Annotated in this window: 19 protein-coding genes; 16 read left to right on the forward strand and 3 right to left on the reverse strand. The window is 33.5% G+C overall.

Annotation, left to right across the window (positions count from 1 at the left end):
- The first annotated feature begins 16 nt into the window (after positions 1–16).
- From E0F91_RS10550 to E0F91_RS10580, 7 genes are all read left to right on the forward strand, one after another.
- The gene (locus E0F91_RS10550) at positions 17–703 is read left to right on the forward strand and encodes a GLPGLI family protein (RefSeq protein WP_132066507.1); all 687 of its coding nucleotides are present in this window, start codon (positions 17–19) and stop codon (positions 701–703) included.
- A gap of 92 nt (positions 704–795) precedes the next feature.
- Positions 796–3,351 (forward strand): carboxypeptidase-like regulatory domain-containing protein, encoded by a 2,556-nt coding sequence (locus tag E0F91_RS10555; RefSeq protein WP_165930119.1) that lies wholly within the window; start codon positions 796–798, stop codon positions 3,349–3,351.
- A 109-nt stretch (positions 3,352–3,460) separates the two neighbouring features.
- The gene (locus E0F91_RS10560) at positions 3,461–4,207 is read left to right on the forward strand and encodes an electron transfer flavoprotein subunit beta/FixA family protein (protein ID WP_132066509.1); all 747 of its coding nucleotides are present in this window, start codon (positions 3,461–3,463) and stop codon (positions 4,205–4,207) included.
- Between the two features lie 81 nt (positions 4,208–4,288).
- The gene (locus tag E0F91_RS10565; protein ID WP_132066510.1) at positions 4,289–5,254 is read left to right on the forward strand and encodes an electron transfer flavoprotein subunit alpha/FixB family protein; all 966 of its coding nucleotides are present in this window, start codon (positions 4,289–4,291) and stop codon (positions 5,252–5,254) included.
- A gap of 147 nt (positions 5,255–5,401) precedes the next feature.
- Positions 5,402–6,025 carry a bifunctional nuclease family protein gene (locus tag E0F91_RS10570; protein ID WP_132066511.1) on the forward strand — a complete coding sequence of 208 codons (624 nt, stop codon included), beginning with the start codon at positions 5,402–5,404 and terminating at the stop codon, positions 6,023–6,025.
- 125 nt (positions 6,026–6,150) lie between these two features.
- A complete protein-coding gene (locus E0F91_RS10575) occupies positions 6,151–7,434 on the forward strand; it encodes a metal-dependent hydrolase family protein (protein ID WP_132066512.1) in 1,284 nt (427 codons plus the stop codon).
- 32 nt (positions 7,435–7,466) lie between these two features.
- On the forward strand, positions 7,467–8,291 hold the full coding sequence (locus E0F91_RS10580; RefSeq protein WP_132066513.1) for a thymidylate synthase: 825 nt from the start codon (positions 7,467–7,469) through the stop codon (positions 8,289–8,291).
- 25 nt (positions 8,292–8,316) lie between these two features.
- Here E0F91_RS10580 and E0F91_RS10585 read toward each other — a convergent pair whose 3' ends face one another.
- Entirely contained in the window at positions 8,317–8,613 is a 297-nt protein-coding gene (locus E0F91_RS10585; RefSeq protein WP_132066514.1) for an isoamylase early set domain-containing protein, read from the reverse strand.
- A gap of 238 nt (positions 8,614–8,851) precedes the next feature.
- Between E0F91_RS10585 and E0F91_RS10590 the strand changes: the two genes are divergently transcribed.
- From E0F91_RS10590 to porT, 4 genes are all read left to right on the forward strand, one after another.
- A complete protein-coding gene (locus tag E0F91_RS10590; protein ID WP_132066515.1) occupies positions 8,852–9,199 on the forward strand; it encodes a 2TM domain-containing protein in 348 nt (115 codons plus the stop codon).
- Positions 9,196–9,678: a dihydrofolate reductase gene (locus E0F91_RS10595; RefSeq protein WP_132066516.1), complete on the forward strand. Its 483-nt coding sequence runs from the start codon at positions 9,196–9,198 to the stop codon at positions 9,676–9,678. Before E0F91_RS10590 ends, E0F91_RS10595 begins: the two co-directional genes overlap by 4 nt.
- Positions 9,679–10,277: 599 nt before the next feature.
- Positions 10,278–11,009, forward strand: a complete 732-nt coding sequence (gene ubiE / locus E0F91_RS10605) for a bifunctional demethylmenaquinone methyltransferase/2-methoxy-6-polyprenyl-1,4-benzoquinol methylase UbiE (protein WP_132066518.1) — start codon at positions 10,278–10,280, stop codon at positions 11,007–11,009.
- Positions 11,010–11,031: 22 nt separating this feature from the next.
- Positions 11,032–11,736 (forward strand): type IX secretion/gliding motility protein PorT/SprT, encoded by a 705-nt coding sequence (gene porT, locus E0F91_RS10610; RefSeq protein ID WP_132066519.1) that lies wholly within the window; start codon positions 11,032–11,034, stop codon positions 11,734–11,736.
- Positions 11,737–11,785: 49 nt separating this feature from the next.
- Here porT and E0F91_RS10615 read toward each other — a convergent pair whose 3' ends face one another.
- Positions 11,786–12,511 carry a TrmH family RNA methyltransferase gene (locus E0F91_RS10615; protein WP_132066520.1) on the reverse strand — a complete coding sequence of 242 codons (726 nt, stop codon included), beginning with the start codon at positions 12,509–12,511 and terminating at the stop codon, positions 11,786–11,788.
- Between the two features lie 37 nt (positions 12,512–12,548).
- Between E0F91_RS10615 and tamL the strand changes: the two genes are divergently transcribed.
- The 3 genes from tamL (at position 12,549) to accD (ending at position 17,173) form a co-directional block, all read left to right on the forward strand.
- Entirely contained in the window at positions 12,549–15,116 is a 2,568-nt protein-coding gene (gene tamL, locus E0F91_RS10620) for a translocation and assembly module lipoprotein TamL (RefSeq protein ID WP_132066521.1), read from the forward strand.
- A 60-nt stretch (positions 15,117–15,176) separates the two neighbouring features.
- Positions 15,177–16,244: a class II fructose-bisphosphate aldolase gene (gene fbaA / locus E0F91_RS10625; RefSeq protein ID WP_132066522.1), complete on the forward strand. Its 1,068-nt coding sequence runs from the start codon at positions 15,177–15,179 to the stop codon at positions 16,242–16,244.
- A gap of 74 nt (positions 16,245–16,318) precedes the next feature.
- Complete coding sequence (gene accD, locus E0F91_RS10630) at positions 16,319–17,173, forward strand: acetyl-CoA carboxylase, carboxyltransferase subunit beta (protein WP_132066523.1); 855 nt, start codon at positions 16,319–16,321, stop codon at positions 17,171–17,173.
- 112 nt (positions 17,174–17,285) lie between these two features.
- On the opposite strand, the gene E0F91_RS10635 is transcribed toward accD, so the two are convergent.
- Positions 17,286–18,536 carry an ABC transporter permease gene (locus E0F91_RS10635; protein WP_132066524.1) on the reverse strand — a complete coding sequence of 417 codons (1,251 nt, stop codon included), beginning with the start codon at positions 18,534–18,536 and terminating at the stop codon, positions 17,286–17,288.
- 197 nt (positions 18,537–18,733) lie between these two features.
- Between E0F91_RS10635 and purH the strand changes: the two genes are divergently transcribed.
- Positions 18,734–20,260, forward strand: a complete 1,527-nt coding sequence (purH, locus tag E0F91_RS10640; protein ID WP_132066525.1) for a bifunctional phosphoribosylaminoimidazolecarboxamide formyltransferase/IMP cyclohydrolase — start codon at positions 18,734–18,736, stop codon at positions 20,258–20,260.
- Between the two features lie 54 nt (positions 20,261–20,314).
- On the forward strand, positions 20,315–21,343 hold the full coding sequence (locus tag E0F91_RS10645) for a rod shape-determining protein (RefSeq protein ID WP_091204281.1): 1,029 nt from the start codon (positions 20,315–20,317) through the stop codon (positions 21,341–21,343).
- The last annotated feature ends 8 nt before the right edge of the window (positions 21,344–21,351 follow it).

The raw sequence follows: 21,351 nt of genomic DNA on the forward strand, positions 1-21,351 counted from the left end.
TTTAATCAAACCACATATGAATTATAATTTTTTTTCAATCGTACTTATATTGTTTTTTAATTTTACAACTGCACAAACTCTAAAGGCAATTCTTATAGAAAAACCAATTAAAGGAATTGGAGACGAGACAACACTTTCTGACAAAGCACTTAAACCAATGATTTTTTCCTATCTATATTCAGAAAATAAATCAATACAAAATTTAATTTCTAACGAAAAATCCTCAATTGATACAACCTATATTGAAAAATATGGAATAAAACACCAAACAACTTCGTCCATAAGTCGACCTTCCTCTTTCAATAGATTTAAAGATTTCAACTTAAAAAAATTAAAAATTGTTTTTACTCAAGATAATAAGGACATAAATATAAAAGAATCATTACCCGTATTTAAATGGAAATTAATTAGCGAAAGCCAAACTATTAACGGTTATGTTTGTAAAAAAGCAACAACAATCAATACCACATTCAACTCCAATCAATCCATCGTTGCTTGGTACACTGAAGATATACCAATTAACGATGGACCCATGCACTACAGCGGCTTACCCGGATTCATAATACAAGTGGAGATTAGTGACATTACAGTTTTAACTTTTGACAAATTGGTTTTCAACAAAGAAAACACACCAATCGAAGAACCTAACAACAGAGCTACAGAAATGAGTTTCAGTGACTATTCGAAACAAAGTAACAAATAATGATTCATTTTTTTCAGGATATTTGTTCACTAAAAAAGCAGTTTCTCTGCTTTTTTTTATTGTTTGCTGTACCTATATTTTCTCAAAATAACGTGACCGGTTCAGTCGTGGACATCTCCAGTAAACCAATAAGTCAGGCAACTATACAATTAAAAGATATTAAAAATGATCAAATTTTCGCTTTTTCCTTTTCTGACACTTCAGGAAATTTTCGCCTAGTGGTATACAAGAAAGGTTTATATATACTAAAAATAAGTTATTTGGGTTTAAAGTCTTTCACAAAGGAAATTGAAATAACAAATAATTTGCTAGACGTAGGCAAAATTACACTCGAAGAAAACAAAATTGATCTGGAAAATGTAATCATTAAGAACGAGGCTGCGGGAATGACTGAAATTGGCGATACACTAAGATACCGGATTGAAAAATTTCTAAATGGTACCGAAGAAACTTTGAAAGATGTCATCAAAAAATTACCCGGCTTAGACATAGACTCGCAAGGCAAAATCAAGGCAAATGGAAAAGAAGTAGACAAACTGTTAATTGATGGAGAGGAATTTTTTATTAATCAACAAAAAATAGCCACCGAAAACATCACTGCTGAAATGGTTAAAAATATTGAATTAATAAAAAACTATACTGAATTTAATACTATTAAAAAAAACAATAAATCTGAGATTACTGCATTAAACATCAACATCAAAGAACAATTTAAAAATAAACTTACAGGAAACGTATCCGCGGGAGCTGGCGATAACAAATATAAAGTACACGCCACACTATTCAATTTTAGCAAAAAAACGTTATTTAGTCTGATTAGCGATTCTAATAATACGGGGGAACTTTCCATGAACATTGACGATTACACCAAATTTACAAACCAAAAAGAAGAGGGTACTATTGGTGAAACCACATTTTCGAAAAATGATAATTTACCTCGGTTTTTAACTATTGGCAATAATGTAAAAGAACGATCCTCCTATTTCACTGGTTTAAATCTGAAGTATTCACCCAATAAAAAAACGCAGGTAAACTTCTACTCGATTTTTAATAGTGTAGATCAAATTGAACAACAGTCAAATACGCAATTCTACTCCTCCAACTCTGGTGTTTTCTCCAATAAAGACAGCAGATTTAGTACTGAAGAAACCGTTTTTACTAATTCCTCTATAGATATTGCCCATAAACCAAATGAAAAAACATTAATCAGCTATAAAGGGTTCTTTTCGGGCATAAATAAAACCAATTCAATTGAAATTGACAACAACGCTAACCAATTAAATAATGCGACAGAACTAACAGACTACACATTCAATCATCAATTGAATTTCGCTACTCTTTTCGAAAATAACAGAGGCTTTACTTTTTCTTTAAAACAGCAAATTCTCAAAAAATCAAACCTTTTAAATATCAAATCCAACCTTCCTTTTTTAGCTTTAAACTTTGAGAATAATGCTTACAAAATCATTCAGAATAGCGACTTAAACAAGAACAATATAGATGTGAATGCCAATTACACCTTCAATGTAAAAAAAACAGCTAACTCACTTTTCATGGAGTCCTCTTCAAGAAAAGATAATTATAAAAGTACCGAAAAGCAGTTTTCGCAATTTGAAAATGACGTAGTCACAGAAAACAGCATTCAAAGTTTTGGATTACAAACTAAATTTAAATTTTCAGCCAAAACGACATTCTCATCTGCTTTATCCTACTCCAGAATTCAATTTAAAATGGATAATTCAACCGATACAAAGTGGTTATTTACACCCAAAATAAGCTTAAAAACAGACTTTAGCTCCAATCATTATATCAAATTATCTTTTTCTAGAAACATCGGCCTCATACAAGCAGAAAATCTAATACCAAACAGTGTTATTAGTGATTACAGAACCATTTACTCAAATGTAAATCTTAGATTAAACAGTGTATCACCAAACAATCAAGTAGGAATTGATTATTTCTATTTTGACAATAAAAGAAAATTATCCATTATTTCTAATCTTTCATATTATAAGGCAACAAATATCATTTCCAATAACTCCAGTGCCGATGCAGCGGTAAATTTGATTCAATATCAGCTGGCTCCATTTGAGAACCATTTTAACTCGATGCTTTATTCAGAGAAAACACTTTCTTTCGTTCCCTTTTCAATTAGAGCAAGTGCTTCCTATTCCTCTAGTTCTAAAATTTTATTTTCAAATAACCTTAATCAAAATTTAAAAACAGAATCGACTTCTGGATATATATCTTTTATCTCAAGATTAAGACAAACCAGTTTACAATTTGAAACCGGAGTGGCTGTATCAAAAGACGTATATAAAGATGTCTTTTTTAATAATCATATTACAATATTAAATCCATTTATTGAAACAAGTTTTAAAATCTCCAATACTATATCATTCGTAAATAAATTCTCTTACAAAAAAATAAGCGCTTCCACTTCATCTAACGAAATTTATCAGCTCAGTCCCAGACTCCGTATAAATTTCCCAAAGTCAAAAGTCGAATTAAGCATAATAGCACACGATATTTTGAACATTAAAAATTACGAACAAATCTCGCTAACTCGATTTGATAATTTTACAGAGGAAAGAATTTCACAATCACTAACAGGTTATTATTTACTAAATATTAAATTTAAACTGTAAAGTAACGAAAACGTAGTAGTTAACTAAAAATATTATGCACGCATAGTATATTATTCAAATTAATATTTTAAATTTGTAAAAGAAATTACGAATAATTAAATATATAGGTATGAAAATATTAGTTTGCATCAGTCACGTTCCTGATACTACTTCAAAAATTAACTTTGTCAACGGCGATTCTGAATTTGACACAAACGGCGTTCAATATGTGATTAATCCAAATGACGAATTTGGTTTAACACGTGCAATTTGGTTTCAAGAACAACAAGGCGCAACCGTTACTGTTGTCAATGTTGGAGGACCAGAAACAGAACCAACTTTAAGAAAAGCATTAGCAATAGGCGCTAACGAAGCCATTCGTGTGAACGCAACTCCTACTGACGGATTTTTCGTTGCCAAACAACTTGCCGAAGTAATCAAAAATGGAGGATACGATGTAATTATCGCCGGAAAAGAATCTTTAGATTATAATGGCGGAATGGTTCCTGGAATGATCGCTGGAATTCTTGGATACAATTTCCTAAACTCTTGTACAAGTCTTACTGTGGATGGAACTAATGTAAAAGCAGTTCGTGAAATTGACGGAGGAAAAGAAACTGTCGCTACGTCTTTGCCTTTAATTATTGGTGGACAAAAAGGATTAGTAGAGGAAAAAGACTTGCGTATTCCAAACATGAGAGGAATTATGACTGCAAGAACAAAAGCATTGACAATTCTGGAACCAGTTGACGCTACTGTAAATACGAAAGCAGTAAAGTTTGAAAAACCAGCTCCTAAATCAGCGGTGACATTAATTGCTGCTGACAATTTAGATGAGTTAATCAATTTATTACACAACGAAGCGAAAGTAATATAATTAGGAATTAAAAATTACGAATTACGAATTTTTGAAATCTTTAAATTTTTCAATTATTTAATCTTTAAATCTAAAATCATTATGTCAATATTAATATACGCGGAATACGCAGAAGGTAAATTCAAGAAAGTAGCATTCGAACTAGCTTCTTATGCGAAAAAAGTAGCTGAAACGTTAGGAACAACGGTTACTGCTGTAACGGTAAATGCAGGAGATGTTTCGGAATTATCAAAATATGGAGTAGACAAAGTTTTAAAAGTAAACAATGATAAATTATCAGGATTTACAGCAAAAGCTTACGCTGATGTCATCAAACAAGCCGCAGAAAAAGAAAACGTAAAATTAGTTTTGCTTTCATCTACAACGGATAGTATTTACCTTTCGTCACTTGTTTCAGTAGCTTTAGAAGCTGGATATGCATCAAATGTGGTTGGATTACCACTTTCAACCTCTCCTTTTCAGGTAAAAAGAACGGCGTTCTCCAACAAAGCATTCAATATTACTGAAATCGCAACAGAAGTAAAAGTGCTTGGACTTGCTAAAAACTCTTATGGAATTTTTGAAACACCTTCAACATTAACGGAAGAAGATTTTAACCCAACCATTGGAGATAATGATTTTGGTGTAAAAGTAGAATCAGTTGAAAAAGTTTCTGGAAAAGTTTCCATTGCTGATGCTGATATTGTAGTTTCGGCAGGTCGTGGATTAAAAGGTCCAGAAAATTGGGGAATGGTAGAGGAATTAGCTACAGTTCTTGGAGCTGCAACGGCTTGTTCAAAACCAGTTTCTGATTTAGGATGGAGACCTCATGGAGAACACGTAGGACAAACTGGAAAACCAGTAGCGACAAACCTTTATATTGCAATTGGAATTTCTGGAGCAATACAACACATTGCAGGAATCAACTCTTCTAAAGTAAAAGTCGTTATCAACAGCGATCCAGAAGCACCATTTTTCAAAGTGGCTGACTACGGAATTGTGGGAGATGCGTTTGAAATTGTTCCACAATTAATTGAAAAATTCAAAGCTTTCAAGGCTCAGAATTAATAAGGAAAAATATATCATTACATTATTTAAAATGCTACTTAAATCAAGATATTTGTATCTTTGCTTTTAAGTAGCATTTTTTTTACTCAAATTGCTACTTACTTTTTATTAAAAAAAAGTACGTTGTACTTTTCCATCAAAACAATTATGAGCTTAGTTAAATTATCTATAAAAGGAATTTCATACAGTCAAACTCAAAACGGAGCCTACGCTTTGATCTTGAATGAGGTTGACGGTGAAAGAAAATTACCCATTGTCATTGGTGCTTTTGAAGCCCAATCCATCGCCATTGCCTTGGAAAAAGAAATAAAACCACCACGTCCTTTGACTCATGATTTGTTCAAAAACTTCGCAGAACGTTTTGATATCGTAGTCAAACAAGTCATTATTCATAAATTAGTTGACGGTGTTTTTTATTCCAGTATCATTTGTGAAAGAGATAAAATTGAAGAGATTATTGATGCAAGAACTTCCGATGCCATTGCGCTAGCATTGCGTTTTAATGCTCCCATTTTTACATACAAAAACATTTTGGACAAAGCCGGCATTTATTTGAAGTCAAATCCGTTAGATCCAAATAAAGATTCTCAGGAAATTGACGATGTACTTTCTAATCCAGATACTTTTGGACGAGAAGAAGAAAGCAATCAGTCTGGAGAAACCTACTCGAAACACAGTTTACAGGAATTAAATGAACTGCTTGATCAGGCCGTTTCCCATGAAGATTATGAGAAAGCCGCTAAGATTAGAGATGAAATTTCGAAAAGATAACTGTAGTCTTGATTTTACGATTGTATTATTTGACAAATATAACGATTAACTACAAAAAGATTCACTTGTAGCTTATGTTCAATTTTTTACTGTATTTTTATGGTCAACTGTTTTAAAACTAATCTATGAAAACCAAATTTGTCTTAACCGCCGTTACCTTATTTATTTCTACAGTCATATTCGCTCAAGATTATTATTTACACTGCGGGAAAATTCTAAACACACAGTCTGGCAAAGAGTTATCCAACCAAACCATAGTTGTTTCTAAAAATAAAATCGTAAGAATCCAAGAGGGGTTTGTGCTTAAAACAAATTCTGAAGACATAGAAGTAGATTTGAAAAACAAATATGTCCTCCCTGGTCTTATCGATTTGCATGTTCACATTGAAGGCGAACACGACACAAGAAGTTACATGTCAAAATACTTAGACAATGAAGCAGACATTGCATTTCAAGCCGTTCGTTGTGCAGAAATAACCCTTTTAGCCGGATTCACCACCGTACGTGATTTAGGAGGAACTGGCGTTAATATCTCCATAAGAAATGCTATTAATAAAGGAATCGTAAAAGGTCCAAGAATATTTACTGCAGGAAAGTCTATTGCTACAACAGGTGGCCACGCTGATCCAACCAACGGAAGCAACCGAAAACTCGTAGGCGATCCAGGACCACATGAAGGCGTAATCAATTCACCTGAAGAAGCAGTAAAAGCAGTAAGAGAACGCTACAAAGAAGGGGCTGATGTTATTAAAATCACCGCTACTGGTGGCGTTTTAAGTGTTGCAAAAAGCGGTAAAAACCCTCAGTTTTCTTTAGACGAAATCAAAGCAATAACAACAACTGCCAAAGATTACAATATGCTTACTGCCGCACATGCCCATGGTGATGAAGGAATGCAACGAGCCATATTAGGCGGTATAAAAACCATTGAACACGGCACCTTTATGAGTGAAGAGACTATGGAATTAATGAAAAAATACGATGCTTATTTAGTTCCTACTTTAACGGCGGGAAAAGAAGTTGAAAAAAATGCAGAAATTAATGGTTTTTATCCTGAAATAGTGGTTCCTAAAGCCCGAGAAGTTGGACCACAAATTAAAGCTACTTTTGCAAAAGCATACAAAAAAGGAGTGAAAATTGCTTTTGGAACCGATGCTGGAGTTTTTGCTCACGGTACAAATGCAAAAGAATTTGGCTACATGGTTGACGCTGGAATGCCTGCATTAGCTGCTATTCAATCAGCAACCACAACTAATGCTATGTTATTAGGCATTGGAAATGAAGTAGGTCAAATCAAAGAAAACTTTTTGGCAGATATTATAGCTGTTGATGAAAACCCTTTAACAACTATCAAAACACTAGAAAAGATAGTATTTGTAATGAAGGACGGAAAAATATACAAAAACTAAAACCGTTTACGGAACAACAGAATAAAGATACAATGAAGCAATATTTAGATTTAGTGCAACACGTAATGGAAAACGGTTGTCAAAAAGGTGACCGTACTGGAACGGGTACAAAAAGTGTATTTGGTTACCAAATGCGTTTTGACCTGTCTGAGGGTTTCCCAATGGTTACCACTAAAAAACTACACCTGAAATCTATAATCTATGAATTACTTTGGTTCTTAAAAGGGGATACCAATATTAAATATCTTCAAGAAAACGGCGTTAAAATTTGGGATGCTTGGGCTGATGCCAATGGCGATTTAGGTCCTGTTTATGGGCACCAATGGCGCAATTGGAATAGTGAAGAAATTGACCAAATCTCCGATCTAATTAAAGAACTAAAGACCAATCCAAACAGCCGCAGAATGTTGGTTTCGGCTTGGAATCCTTCGGTGCTTCCTGACACTACAAAATCATTTGATGAAAATGTAGCCAATAATAAAGCCGCTTTACCTCCTTGTCACGCCTTTTTTCAGTTTTATGTTTCGGATGGTAAGTTATCCTGTCAGTTGTACCAGCGAAGTGCTGATATTTTCTTAGGCGTTCCTTTTAATATTGCTTCATACGCATTACTAACCATGATGATTGCACAGGTTTGCGACTTACAGCCCGGCGAATTCATTCACACTTTTGGTGACGCACACATTTACAACAATCATTTTGAACAACTTGATTTGCAATTGTCTCGTGAACCTAAACCATTACCAAAAATGATTTTGAATCCCAATATAAAAGACATCTTCGCCTTTGATTATGAAGACTTCACACTAGAAGGTTATGACCCACATCCTCCAATAAAAGGCAGTGTTGCAGTATAATATAACAAATAAAACGGTGTTTTAGTTAAACTACTAAAACACCGTTTTCATTTCCGGCAAACTCATTCCACTTAAAAGAATCTGCTTCTGGCTCGTTAACAAAGGTTCCATCAATCAGGTATTTGAATTCATAAGCAGCATCTTTATCTATATCAAAAACTCCTTTAAAAGTTCCATTTTTTAATTTACTTAAAACACCTTCGGCTACATTCCAATTGTTGAAATCTCCAATAACAGAGGCGTGATTTGCACCTTCTGCTTTCACTGAAAAGGTAACTTTACAAACGGGTTTTGTTTTTACAAATTGTTTTTTAATCGACATAACTATTTCATTTTTAAGTTTCTGAAACAAAGTAAATAAAACATATTGAAGTTACAATAGACAGCGCGACGATTTAATAGAATACCCTAAACTATGTTAATTTATAGATAAATTAAGAATTTAAAGCAGCTAAAATTTACTATTCGAAAATCAAAAAACACATCCTCCCAAAATAATACAGAGCCAAAATAGCGACTTTCAAAAATAAATTTTATCTTTATAAACTAAAATTAGATTGATGGAAAAAGAAATACACGAACAATATGAGTATGCGAGAAGAAGAATAAAACAAAAGAAACGATTGTATTATCATTTTGTTCTTTTCGTTTTAGGAAGTTTACTATTGTTTGTAGCCCATAATTTCCTTGATAGTACTGTGGTTACTGACTGGTATCTTTGGATTATTACAATATGGTTGTTTCTCTTTATTCTACATTTTATCAAAATTTTCATCACCGATCGATTTATGAATAAAGATTGGGAAAGAGAACAAATAGACCGCCTTGTGGCTTTGCAGAAAAAGAAAGTAGAAAAATTACAGATTCAGATAGAAAACGACGAATCAAATAATAGTACAAAACTATGATTATAATGATTGCGGCAGCTGCCGAGAATAACGCATTAGGAAAAGATAATAAAATAGTCTGGCACTTGCCAAATGATTACAAAAGATTTAAGTTACTGACATCTGGCCATCATATTATAATGGGACGGAAGACTTTTGAGAGCCTCCAAAAACCATTACCAGACAGAACTCATATTATTGTTACAAGACAAAAAGACTATCAAGCCGAAGGCTGTATAATTGTTGACAATATTGAAAAAGCACTGAAGGCATGCCCTGAAGACCAAGATTCGTTTATTATAGGAGGTGGCGAAATTTATACTATAGGACTTCCTTATGCGGATAAAATAGAACTTACGAGAGTACATGCACGTTTTGAAGCTGATGCTTTTTTTCCTGAAATTAGTGATACACAATGGAAAATTGAAGCTTCCGAAATTAATGAAAAGGACGAAAAGCACAAATATGATTATACCTATTTAACTTTCATTAGAAAATAAAACAAAAAAAACATCCTTTTTACGGGATGTTTTTGTTTTAACCACTGATTTAAAGAAATGACCTAGTCTTGGAAGAGTATTTGATAACATAAAATAAAAATTACAAATACTAATAGTGCTCCAGAAATGGAGATTATAATATTTGATGTTTTTTGAGAATACATCTCAAAAAAGCCCTTAATACCAAATACCACGAAGGTACTAAAGACGAAAAAAATTAAAATTTCCAAAAACAAATTTAATCCTAAGAACGTATGTTGCGCTTTAAATACAATACTATTTTGTAAAACAGTACTTTCAAAACAACTTACAAGAACAAATGAGATAACTAGCGCTAAAAATATCCATTTGATTTGGCTCATCGACTCTTTTTTAATCATATAATATGGTTACTTTCTTGAACACCAAAATTGATTAATAAAAACCAGAGTTACAATACCCACTTTTAGTGATATTTCAATTAAAACCCGTTTTTTTTTAAGTACCTTATTTTAGCCCTATAAAACCTAAAAACGGAGTGTGAATAAAACTTAATTCTAATTTTTAAAACCCATTTTAAGTTTATCAAGTTTATCCTATCTTTGTACAAACAAAAAAAGATGTCCCAAAAGATAACTCCCTATAAAGATTCAGCCTTAGGCAAAAAAGAACAGGTTGCGCAAATGTTTGACACAATTTCTGGAAATTATGACAATTTAAATCGTGTCATTTCTTTTGGAATTGACCTAAAATGGCGAAAAAAAGTATTACAAATAGTCTCTAAATCCAATCCAAAAATAATTTTAGATATTGCAACCGGAACAGGAGATTTAGCAATCCTAATGGCACAGACTAAGGCCGAAAGAATAATTGGCTTAGATATTTCTGCTGGAATGCTGGACGTAGGTAAGAAAAAAATTATTCAAAAAAATCTATCTTCTACTATTGAAATGGTGCTTGGCGACTCCGAAAACATGTCTTTTGAAGACAACTACTTTGATGCCATCACAGTTGCCTTTGGCGTTCGTAATTTTGAAACATTAGAAAAAGGATTAGCTGAAATTTTAAGAGTTTTGAAACCAAATGGTGTTTTTGTAATTTTAGAAACATCGGTACCAGATAAAACACCTTACAAACAAGGGTATAATTTTTACAGTAAAAATATCTTACCTATAATTGGGAAATTATTTTCTAAGGATGACGTTGCTTACGGATATTTATCAGAATCTGCGGCGGCTTTTCCTTATGGAGAGGCTTTAAACAATATTTTAAGAAAAACTGGGTTTATAGATGTTGTAGCCTTACCTCAAACTTTTGGAGTAGCTACTATTTATTCCGCTACTAAAAAATAATACAGAAGATTTTAGTCTAAACATGAAAAAAATATTTGCCTTACTCTTTTTTGCCTGTATGCTAAATGGATATGCTCAAAGGTCTAAAAACATCTTTAGTAGAGATCCTATTGTTAATTTAGAGAATTTTCAAAAAAAAAGAGTCTACTATGGCTTTTATTTGGGTTTCAATTCTTATGATTTTAAGATCGATTATAAAACAGAAACCCCGGATATTCTCGTTACAAAAACCACGGGTTTCAATGTAGGAATCATAGGTGATTTAAAATTACAGGAATACATTAACTTGCGATTTGAACCCGGACTATATTACACCAAAAGAGATTTAAATTATCCGAATTTTGCCAATAGTGGAGATGCGTTAAGAGAAATAAACAGCACGTACATCCATTTCCCCTTATTATTGAAACTCTCCTCGCTTAGAACTGGAAATATCCGTCCTTACGCATTGGGAGGATTGTCTGCTACTTTAAATTTATCCAGCAATGCAAAAATAATGGATGATAATTTACAGCAACGTTTTCGTGTAAAATCATGGACCACTAACTACGAACTGGGTTTTGGAATTGATCTTTTTTCAGAGTACTTTATATTTTCACCGTCAATAAGAGGTGTTTTTGGCATCAATGATGAATTAATTCGAGATAACGATCCTAACAGTCCTTGGACAGGAAACATAGAATCGCTAAAAACCAGAGCCGTATTTATCAATTTTTCTTTCCATTAGGAAGTAAATTCTAGTAGACTGGCAAAAGCATTCGTTTCATCAAAACCAACTAAGCTCGGCGAAATTCACTTAATACTATAGCCGTTGCGGTTGCTACATTCAAACTTTCTGTTTTTTGAAGATTCCCAAAACGAGGAATTGTAAGGCGGTTTTGAACTAATTTTTCAAGAGAAGCAGAAATCCCATTGGCTTCATTACCCATAATTATAACTCCTTGCTCTGGCAAGACCGATTTATAGATATTGGCACCATCCATAAAAGTTCCAAAAACTGGCAGTGTAGTCTTCGTCAAAAAAGCATCCAAATTAATATAATTTACATTGACTCTAGCTATAGATCCCATAGTAGCCTGAACCACTTTTGGATTAAATAAATCTACTGTTTCTTTTGAACATAAAACTTGCTGAATACCAAACCAGTCACACAAGCGCAATATGGTTCCTAAATTTCCTGGATCCCTTATTGAGTCTAGTGCTACGATCAAACCGGTTTCCTGAATTGGTTTTTCTAAAGGCATTTTAAAAAGGGCTAAACAGGTATTAGACGTCGTCAACGCACTGATTTTTTTTAAATCGGATTCTAGAATGATGGTTTTTTTTTCCTTGAATACTTGGTCGAAATCGTTTTGAGTCGTGTACAAATGTTCCAATTCAAAATTAGAATCCAGTAGCTCCTGAATTCCTTTTACACCTTCGGCAAAAAATAATTTATTGGCAATTCTATATTTTTTTTGCTGCAAACTCGTTATAAGCTTTATTTGGTTTTTACTAACCATAAAATAATGTACTTTTGAATTAAATATTTTAGAACACTTGAAAAAAATTTATACAAAAATAACTGCATTTATCGTAATTGCAATACTAATTTGTGCATGTAACGCTGTAAAAAGAGTTCCGGAAGGAAAACTACTGCTTACGAAAAACGAAATTACTGTAAACGACAAAGTAATCAAAGAAGAAAATATTTTTAATCAACTGTCCCAGAAACCCAATAGCACTTTACTAGGATATCGCTTGCGTTTAAATCTGTATAACCTAGCCAATCTGAATCCAGATTCAACCTACCAGGCTAAGTTTATAAATAATCCTGAAAAATTTAAAAGAAAATCAAAATGGTTGTCAGAGAAGCAGGTCAATCGCTTGGGCAAATCATTCTGGTATCACGGAATCCATGATTTTTTGAGAAAAACTGGGGAACCTCCTATAATTATTGACAAGGAAAGGGCAGACAAATCATTGCTCCGTTTAAAATACTACTATTTCAACAATGGTTTTTTCAATGTACAAACCGCTTACACAATAGATACTTTGAAGGTAAAAAAGGCTACAATTAAATATGCAATAACACCTGGAAATGCTTATTTTTTAGATTCGTTACGAGCGACTATTGCAACCCCGGTTTTAGATTCCTTGTATCAAATAAATAAATTTAACACTTTTGTAAAATCTGGTAATCAATATAAAACAGAAGATTTCGACAATGAAAAAAACCGTATTACCACAAATTTCAGAAATAATGGTGTTTACAACTTCCAGCCAAATTATGTAACTTTTGATATTGATACTATTAAAAAAATGAATCAGGCAAACATAACCTTAATGATCGCTAATTATTCCTATCAAGACGGCGATTCTACTAAAACCGAACCTTTTAAAATATACAAAATAAGCGATGTGAATATATATACTGATTATTCTCCCAGTAGTAGCTCATTGAATATTAAAGACAGCACCACCTATAAAAACTTTAATCTGTACAGTCAGGAAAAGTTGAAATACAAACCAAAAGCAATTACTAATGCGATTTTCATCACTAAAGGAGGCTTATATGCAGACAATAAAACCGTTTTAACAACGCGCTATCTGAATAATCTTAAAATTTTCAATTATCCGTCGATACAATACGAAGTTGACAAAAGAGACACCACCGCGCAGTCATTAATTGCCAAAGTATATTTGACTCCAAGAAAAAAATACAGTTTTGGAACTACGCTGGACGTAACGCATTCAAACATTCAAGATTTTGGTATTGGACTAAGTGTATCAGAGACGATTCGAAATGTATTTAATGGTGCTGAAACTTTGGAAATTGCAGCCCGTGGCAACATTGGTTCTTCAAAAGATTTAGCAAATCCAAAAAATAATTTCTTCAATGTTTCCGAATATGGTTTGGATTTAAAACTAAATATTCCAAGAATTTTTATGCCATTTAATACCGATAAAATCATTGCCAAAAGTATGATTCCCTCTACTTTAATAACCGTTGGTTTTGCAAAACAAAGAAATATTGGTCTAGATAAAGAAAATTTCACAGGAGGACTTTCCTATAATTGGACTCCAAAAATAAATCAAACAGCACGATTTGATCTTTTTAATACACAATTTGTACGAAATTTAAATCCTACCAATTATTTTAATGTTTACGGATCTTCCTACAATGCTTTGAATGAAATAAGCAAAGCATACAATACGAATACATCTTATTACAACAATGCCATTGACAAAGATTTACTAATTGAGCAAGGCACACGCGGTTTTACAAATGATGTCCTTTCTGGTAATGCAACTTTTTTAAAACCATTAGAAGCCGCAGATGTCGAGTCCGTAAAAAGTATTGAAGAACGAAGACTGAGACTTACAGAGAATGATTTCATTTTAGCAACCAGTTTTACTTTTTCAAAAACAACAAAAAAAGATTTAACAGATAATAATTTTTACCTTTTCAAAACCAAAATAGAATCTGCAGGAACCATTCTATCTGCTTTTGCAAAAAGTACAAATCAAAAGAAAAACGTTAGTGGCAATTACGAAATATTCAATTTAGAATATTCCGAATATATAAAAACGGAATTTGACTATATTAAGCATTGGGATTTATCGAAAGAAAAAATTCTAGCCTTCAGATCCTTTTTTGGAATTGCTATTCCGTTTGGGAATTCTAATTATATTCCGTTTTCTAGGAGTTACTTTTCCGGAGGATCAAATGACAACAGAGCCTGGCAACCCTATGGTTTAGGGCCTGGTAGCAGTGGTGCTTTGGATGATTTTAATGAAGCAAACATGAAGATAGCTATTAGTGGCGAATTCCGCTTTAAACTTTTAGGAAGTTTAAAAGGAGCTATTTTTGCCGATGCCGGAAACATCTGGAACGTATTGGATAATGTCGTGGATGAGAAGTCCACATTTACGAGCTTCAGTGACTTGAAAGATATGGCTTTGGGAACCGGATTTGGAATTCGGTATGATTTAAGCTTTTTTGTGATTCGTTTTGATTTAGGATTTAAAACGTACAATCCAGCTAATGAAACCAACAAAAGATGGTTTAGAGAATACAACTTTTCGAACTCCGTTTTAAATTTTGGAATAAATTATCCATTCTAATGCTAATTAATTCTTATTTTTGCAAAACTAAAAACTAAAAAAATAACTAAAAAAAGTACAATGGCACACAATATAAAACCAGGCGTAGCTACAGGAGATCAGGTTCAAGAAATTTTTAATTATGCAAAAGAAAAAGGATTTGCACTTCCGGCAGTAAACGTTACGGGATCAAATACTATCAATGGCGTTCTTGAAACTGCAGCAAAGTTAAACGCACCAGTGATCATTCAATTTTCTAATGGAGGAGCACAATTTAACGCTGGAAAAGGACTTTCGAATGCTGGTGAAAAAGCAGCAATCGCTGGCGGAATAGCAGGTGCATTACACATTCATACTTTGGCAGAAGCTTACGGAGCAACCGTAATCTTGCATACTGACCACTGTGCAAAAAAATTATTGCCTTGGATTGATGGTTTGTTAGATGCTTCAGAAGCGCATTTTGCTAAAACCGGAAAACCTTTGTTCTCTTCTCACATGATTGATTTATCTGAAGAACCAATCGAAGAAAATATCGAAATCTGTAAAGGATATTTAGAAAGAATGAGCAAAATGGGAATGACATTAGAAATTGAACTGGGTATCACTGGTGGTGAAGAAGATGGTGTTGACAATTCAGATGTAGACAGCTCAAAATTATACACACAACCAGAAGAAGTTGCTTATGCATACGAGGAACTTTCTAAAGTAAGTCCAAGATTTACAATTGCTGCTGCTTTTGGTAATGTACATGGAGTTTACAAACCAGGAAATGTAAAATTGACTCCAAAAATCTTAAAAAATTCTCAAGATTTCGTTCAAAATAAATTCAACACAGGACACAATCCAGTTGATTTCGTTTTTCACGGTGGATCAGGTTCTACATTGGAGGAAATTAGAGAAGGCATTAGCTACGGTGTAATAAAAATGAATATTGATACTGATTTACAATTTGCATTTACAGAAGGTATTCGTGACTATATGGTAAAAAACATCGACTATTTGAAAACTCAAATTGGAAATCCAGAAGGTGCTGATGCTCCAAACAAAAAACATTACGATCCGAGAAAATGGTTACGTGAAAGTGAAATTACTTTCAACACACGACTAGAACAAGCATTTGCTGACTTGAACAACGTGAATACATTATAATAAAAAGTTTAAAGTTTCAGGTTTAAGGTTTCAAAACTTTAAACCTTAAACCTGAAACAACAAAAACAATAAATATGGCTTGGTTTAAAAGAAAAGAAAAAGGGATTACCACTGCTACCGAAGACAAAATGGATATTCCAAAAGGACTTTGGTACAAATCGCCTACTGGAAAAATTATTGATGCCGACGAACTCGCCCGCAACTTATTTGTAAGTCCCGAAGATGGTTTTCACGTTAGAATAGGGAGTGCTGAATATTTCCAAATTTTATTTGACAATAATGAATTTGTTGAATTGGATAAAAACATGACTTCCAAAGATCCTTTACATTTTGTAGATACCAAGAAATATGCGGATCGCTTAAAAGATGTTATGGAGAAAACCAAACTGAAGGATGCAGTACGCACCGCAGTTGGAAAATCAAAAGGAAAAGAGGTAGTTATTTGCTGTATGGATTTTGCCTTTATTGGTGGTTCTATGGGAGCAGTGGTAGGAGAGAAAATCGCAAGAGGTATAGATCACGCCATTAAAAACAAGTTGCCTTTTGTAATGATTTCAAAATCAGGAGGAGCCCGAATGATGGAAGCAGCTTATTCGTTAATGCAATTAGCCAAAACATCTGTAAAGCTAGCTCAACTTGCCGAAGCTAAACTTCCTTACATTTCACTTTGTACGGATCCAACCACAGGAGGAACTACCGCTTCCTACGCAATGTTAGGAGACATCAACATCTCTGAACCCGGAGCATTAATAGGATTTGCAGGACCCAGAGTAGTTCGTGACACCACTGGTAAAGATTTACCGGAAGGCTTCCAGACTGCTGAGTTCTTACTTGAACATGGTTTCTTAGACTTTATAACTCCTAGAAAAGAATTGAAAGATAAGATTAACTTATACATCGACTTGATTCAAAACAACGTTATTAGATAAATAAAATCCCGAGCAATCGGGATTTTTTGATTAAAATAAGCTACAAATTAAAACGGCTTTCAATTAAATTTGAAAGCCGTTTGTATATAAAATTTAGAAATTAGATTAGAATTTACATCCCGGTTCTAATTGCTTCCACCGGATCTAATTTAGATGCTGCAATAGCAGGAAGTATCCCTGAGATCAATCCAATTATAGCCGCTAATCCAGTTCCTAATATAACATTACCCATACCTAAAACGAATTCAAAATCTAATGCTTTTGTTAAAACAACAGAAATAATCCAAACCAATAAAAGTCCAATTACACCTCCAATAACTGAAAGGATAACTGCCTCAAATAAAAATTGAAACAAAATAAATCTATTTTTAGCCCCTAATGATTTCTGGATCCCAATAAGATTAGTCCTTTCTTTTACAGAAACAAACATAATATTAGCAATCCCAAAACCCCCTACAAGTAAGGAAAAACCGCTTATAATCCATCCTACAAGGTTCATTTGTCCCAAAATACCATCAATAAGATCGGTAAAACCGGAGAACACATTAATAAAAAAATTGTCAATCTCTCCTGCTTTCAAACCCCTAAAGCTTCTTAATTTTTGAGATATCTCTCCTTTATAAGCTTCCATATCTACTCCTTTTTGTGGCTTGAAAATAATAACATTGGTTAAAGACGTATTATTATCTCCATACAATTGTCGGACAAAATTGACCGGAATATAAGCAGACGTATCATTACTATCACCAAATAAACCAGAACCTTCTTTTTTAAGAACCCCTATTACCGTAAAACGTTTGCCATACAAACGCACATTTTTCCCAATGGGCTCCGCATCTTCAAATAAGGATTTTGCAATTTCATTTCCCAAAACAATGACCGTAGCTCCCGAATTAGCTTCGGATTCATTGTAAAAACGTCCTTTTTCGAATTCAAGACCCTGAATGTCTATAAATTCATGAGAAACCGGAACAATATTAATAGCACTAACCGTTTTAGAATCATATTTAATAGACTCTCTTCTAGTAAATATTTGATAGGCCATTTGATCTGTATTAGTCATACTTCCTTTCATATAAGTATATTCATCGTACTTAACATTAGGGAATTGTTCTCTTTTCCATTGTGGAATTTCAGAAGGGCCAAAAGAAAACTTGATTAAATAAATAGTATTTTTATCCAAACCGCTCAAATCTTTTGAGATTTTCCTATCTAATGAATCTACCGCAGCAAGTACTGCAATAATCGAAAAAATTCCTATGGTAACTCCTAACAAAGAAAGCAAGGTTCTTAACTTGTTATTTGTCAATGCATTCATTGCAAAACCAAAACTCTCTTTTAATAATCGAAGGTAAACTAGCATACAATCTGTTTTGTGTTAAAGTAAAATTGAATAAATATTAATCAAAAACCTAATGAAAAAGCGTTTCGTTACCGTGTTACGCTACTATTTTGATCGTGCCTATGAAATAGCTACAAAAATTATAATTATCTCAATTTCAAATGGCTTTATTTTGACATTAAAAAACTATTTTTGCATTTTATAACTATAACTACATAATGAGCACAACTAAAACAATTCAATCGGCCTTAATCTCTGTTTTTTCAAAAGAGGGATTAGAACCTATAGTAAGACAACTAAACAGTCAAAATGTTACACTTTATTCTACCGGTGGGACAGAAGATTTCATAAAAAACTTAGGAATTCCTGTAATCCCAGTAGAAGATGTGACCTCCTACCCTTCAATACTAGGTGGTAGAGTCAAGACGTTGCATCCTAAAGTTTTTGGAGGAATATTAAATCGTCAAGATAATGAAAGTGATGTTCAACAAATGCAAGAGTTCAACATTCCCCAAATTGACTTGGTTATCGTTGACTTATATCCTTTTGAAAAAACGGTTGCTTCAGGAGCAGCTGAAGCCGATATCATTGAAAAAATTGATATTGGTGGTATATCGTTAATTCGCGCTGCTGCAAAAAATTTCAAAGACACTGTCATCGTAGCATCAGTAGATCAATATAGTTTACTACTAGACATGATTACGGAGCAAAATGGCGCAACGACATTGGAAGACAGAAAACTGTTGGCAACTAAAGCATTTCATGTTTCTTCTCACTATGACACCGCTATCTTTAATTACTTCAACACTGACGAAACCATTTATAAAGAAAGTATCGCAGGTGGCCAAGTTTTAAGATATGGAGAAAACCCACATCAAAAAGGATTTTTCTTTGGCGATTTTGATGCTATGTTCAACAAAGTTCACGGAAAAGAATTATCATACAACAATTTATTAGATGTAGATGCTGCCGTAAATTTGATTAATGAATTCAAAAATGACGGACCCACATTTGCCATATTAAAACACAACAATGCTTGTGGTTTAGCTACAAGAACTACAATTAACGAAGCGTACTTAGCAGCACTTGCTTGTGATCCAACTTCAGCTTTTGGTGGTGTTTTGATTTCCAATACCAAAATTGATATCGCAACTGCTACTGAAATAAACAAACTGTTTTGTGAAGTTGTAATTGCTCCAGAATATGATGCTGAAGCTACAACGATTTTACAAGAAAAGAAAAACCGAATTATATTAGTGCAAAATGAGGTGGCTTTGCCACAAAAACAAGTAAGAACGTGCTTAAACGGAGTCTTAGTTCAGGAAAGAAACAACATCACTGACAATAAACAAGCGTTAACAACCGTTACTATAACTACGCCTTCAGATCAAGAGATTCAAGATTTAATATTTGCCTCAAAAATCTGTAAAAACACAAAATCCAACACGATTGTTTTTGCAAAAAACGGTACACTTATTGCTTCAGGCACAGGACAAACATCCAGAGTTGATGCCTTACTTCAAGCCATTGAAAAAGCTAGAAATTTTGGATTTGATTTACAAGGAGCATCAATGGCCAGTGACGCCTTTTTTCCTTTCCCAGACTGTGTGGAAATAGCTAAAAATGCAGGAATAACAGCGGTAATTCAACCTGGTGGATCTATTAAAGATGAATTGAGCATCAACTATTGCAACGAAAATAAAGTTGCAATGGTATTTACGGGAACGCGTCATTTTAAACATTAATTTGTTTAACTTTGCTCGTTTCAAATTTATAACATTTTAACCCTTAAAAAACTTATGGGATTTTTTGATTTCATGACCGAGGATATTGCGATAGACCTTGGTACCGCTAATACTTTAATCATACACAATGATAAAGTAGTAATTGACAGCCCTTCAATAGTTGCCCGCGATAGAATATCGGGCAAAATCATTGCTGTAGGTAAAGAAGCCAGCATGATGCAGGGTAAAACACATGAAAACATTAAGACGATTAGACCTTTGAAGGATGGTGTAATTGCTGATTTTGATGCTTCCGAAAAAATGATAAGCTTATTCATAAAAAGCATTCCAGCATTAAAGAAAAGAATGTTTACTCCCGCACTGAGAATGGTGGTTTGTATTCCTTCTGGAATTACCGAAGTGGAAATGAGAGCGGTAAAAGAATCCTGCGAAAGAGTGAATGGTAAAGAAGTTTATTTGATACACGAACCTATGGCTGCGGCAATAGGTATTGGAATTGACATTATGCAACCTAAAGGAAATATGATTGTTGATATTGGTGGTGGAACAACTGAAATCGCAGTAATAGCGTTAGGAGGAATTGTATGTGACAAGTCAGTAAAAATTGCTGGTGATGTGTTTACAAATGATATCGTTTATTACATGCGTACTCAACACAATCTTTTTGTTGGAGAAACAACTGCTGAAAAAATAAAAATTCAAATTGGTGCTGCTATCGAAGATTTAGAAACTCCCCCAGAGGACATGTCTGTTCAAGGTAGAGATTTATTGACTGGTAAACCAAAACAAGTAGAAGTTTCGTACCGAGAAATTGCAAAAGCACTAGATAAGTCTATTCAACGTATTGAAGATGCCGTTATGGAAACCTTATCTCAAACACCCCCAGAATTAGCTGCAGATATCTACAATACAGGTATTTATCTTGCTGGCGGAGGATCAATGTTAAGAGGTCTTGATAAAAGAATTTCGCAAAAAACAGATTTACCTGTATACATTGCTGAAGATCCATTAAGAGCTGTTGTCAGAGGAACCGGTATGGCACTTAAAAACATAGTAAAATTTAAAAGTATCCTGATAAAATAACAAAAAAA

Source organism: Flavobacterium sandaracinum (assembly GCF_004349135.1).
Lineage (GTDB): Bacteria > Bacteroidota > Bacteroidia > Flavobacteriales > Flavobacteriaceae > Flavobacterium > Flavobacterium sandaracinum.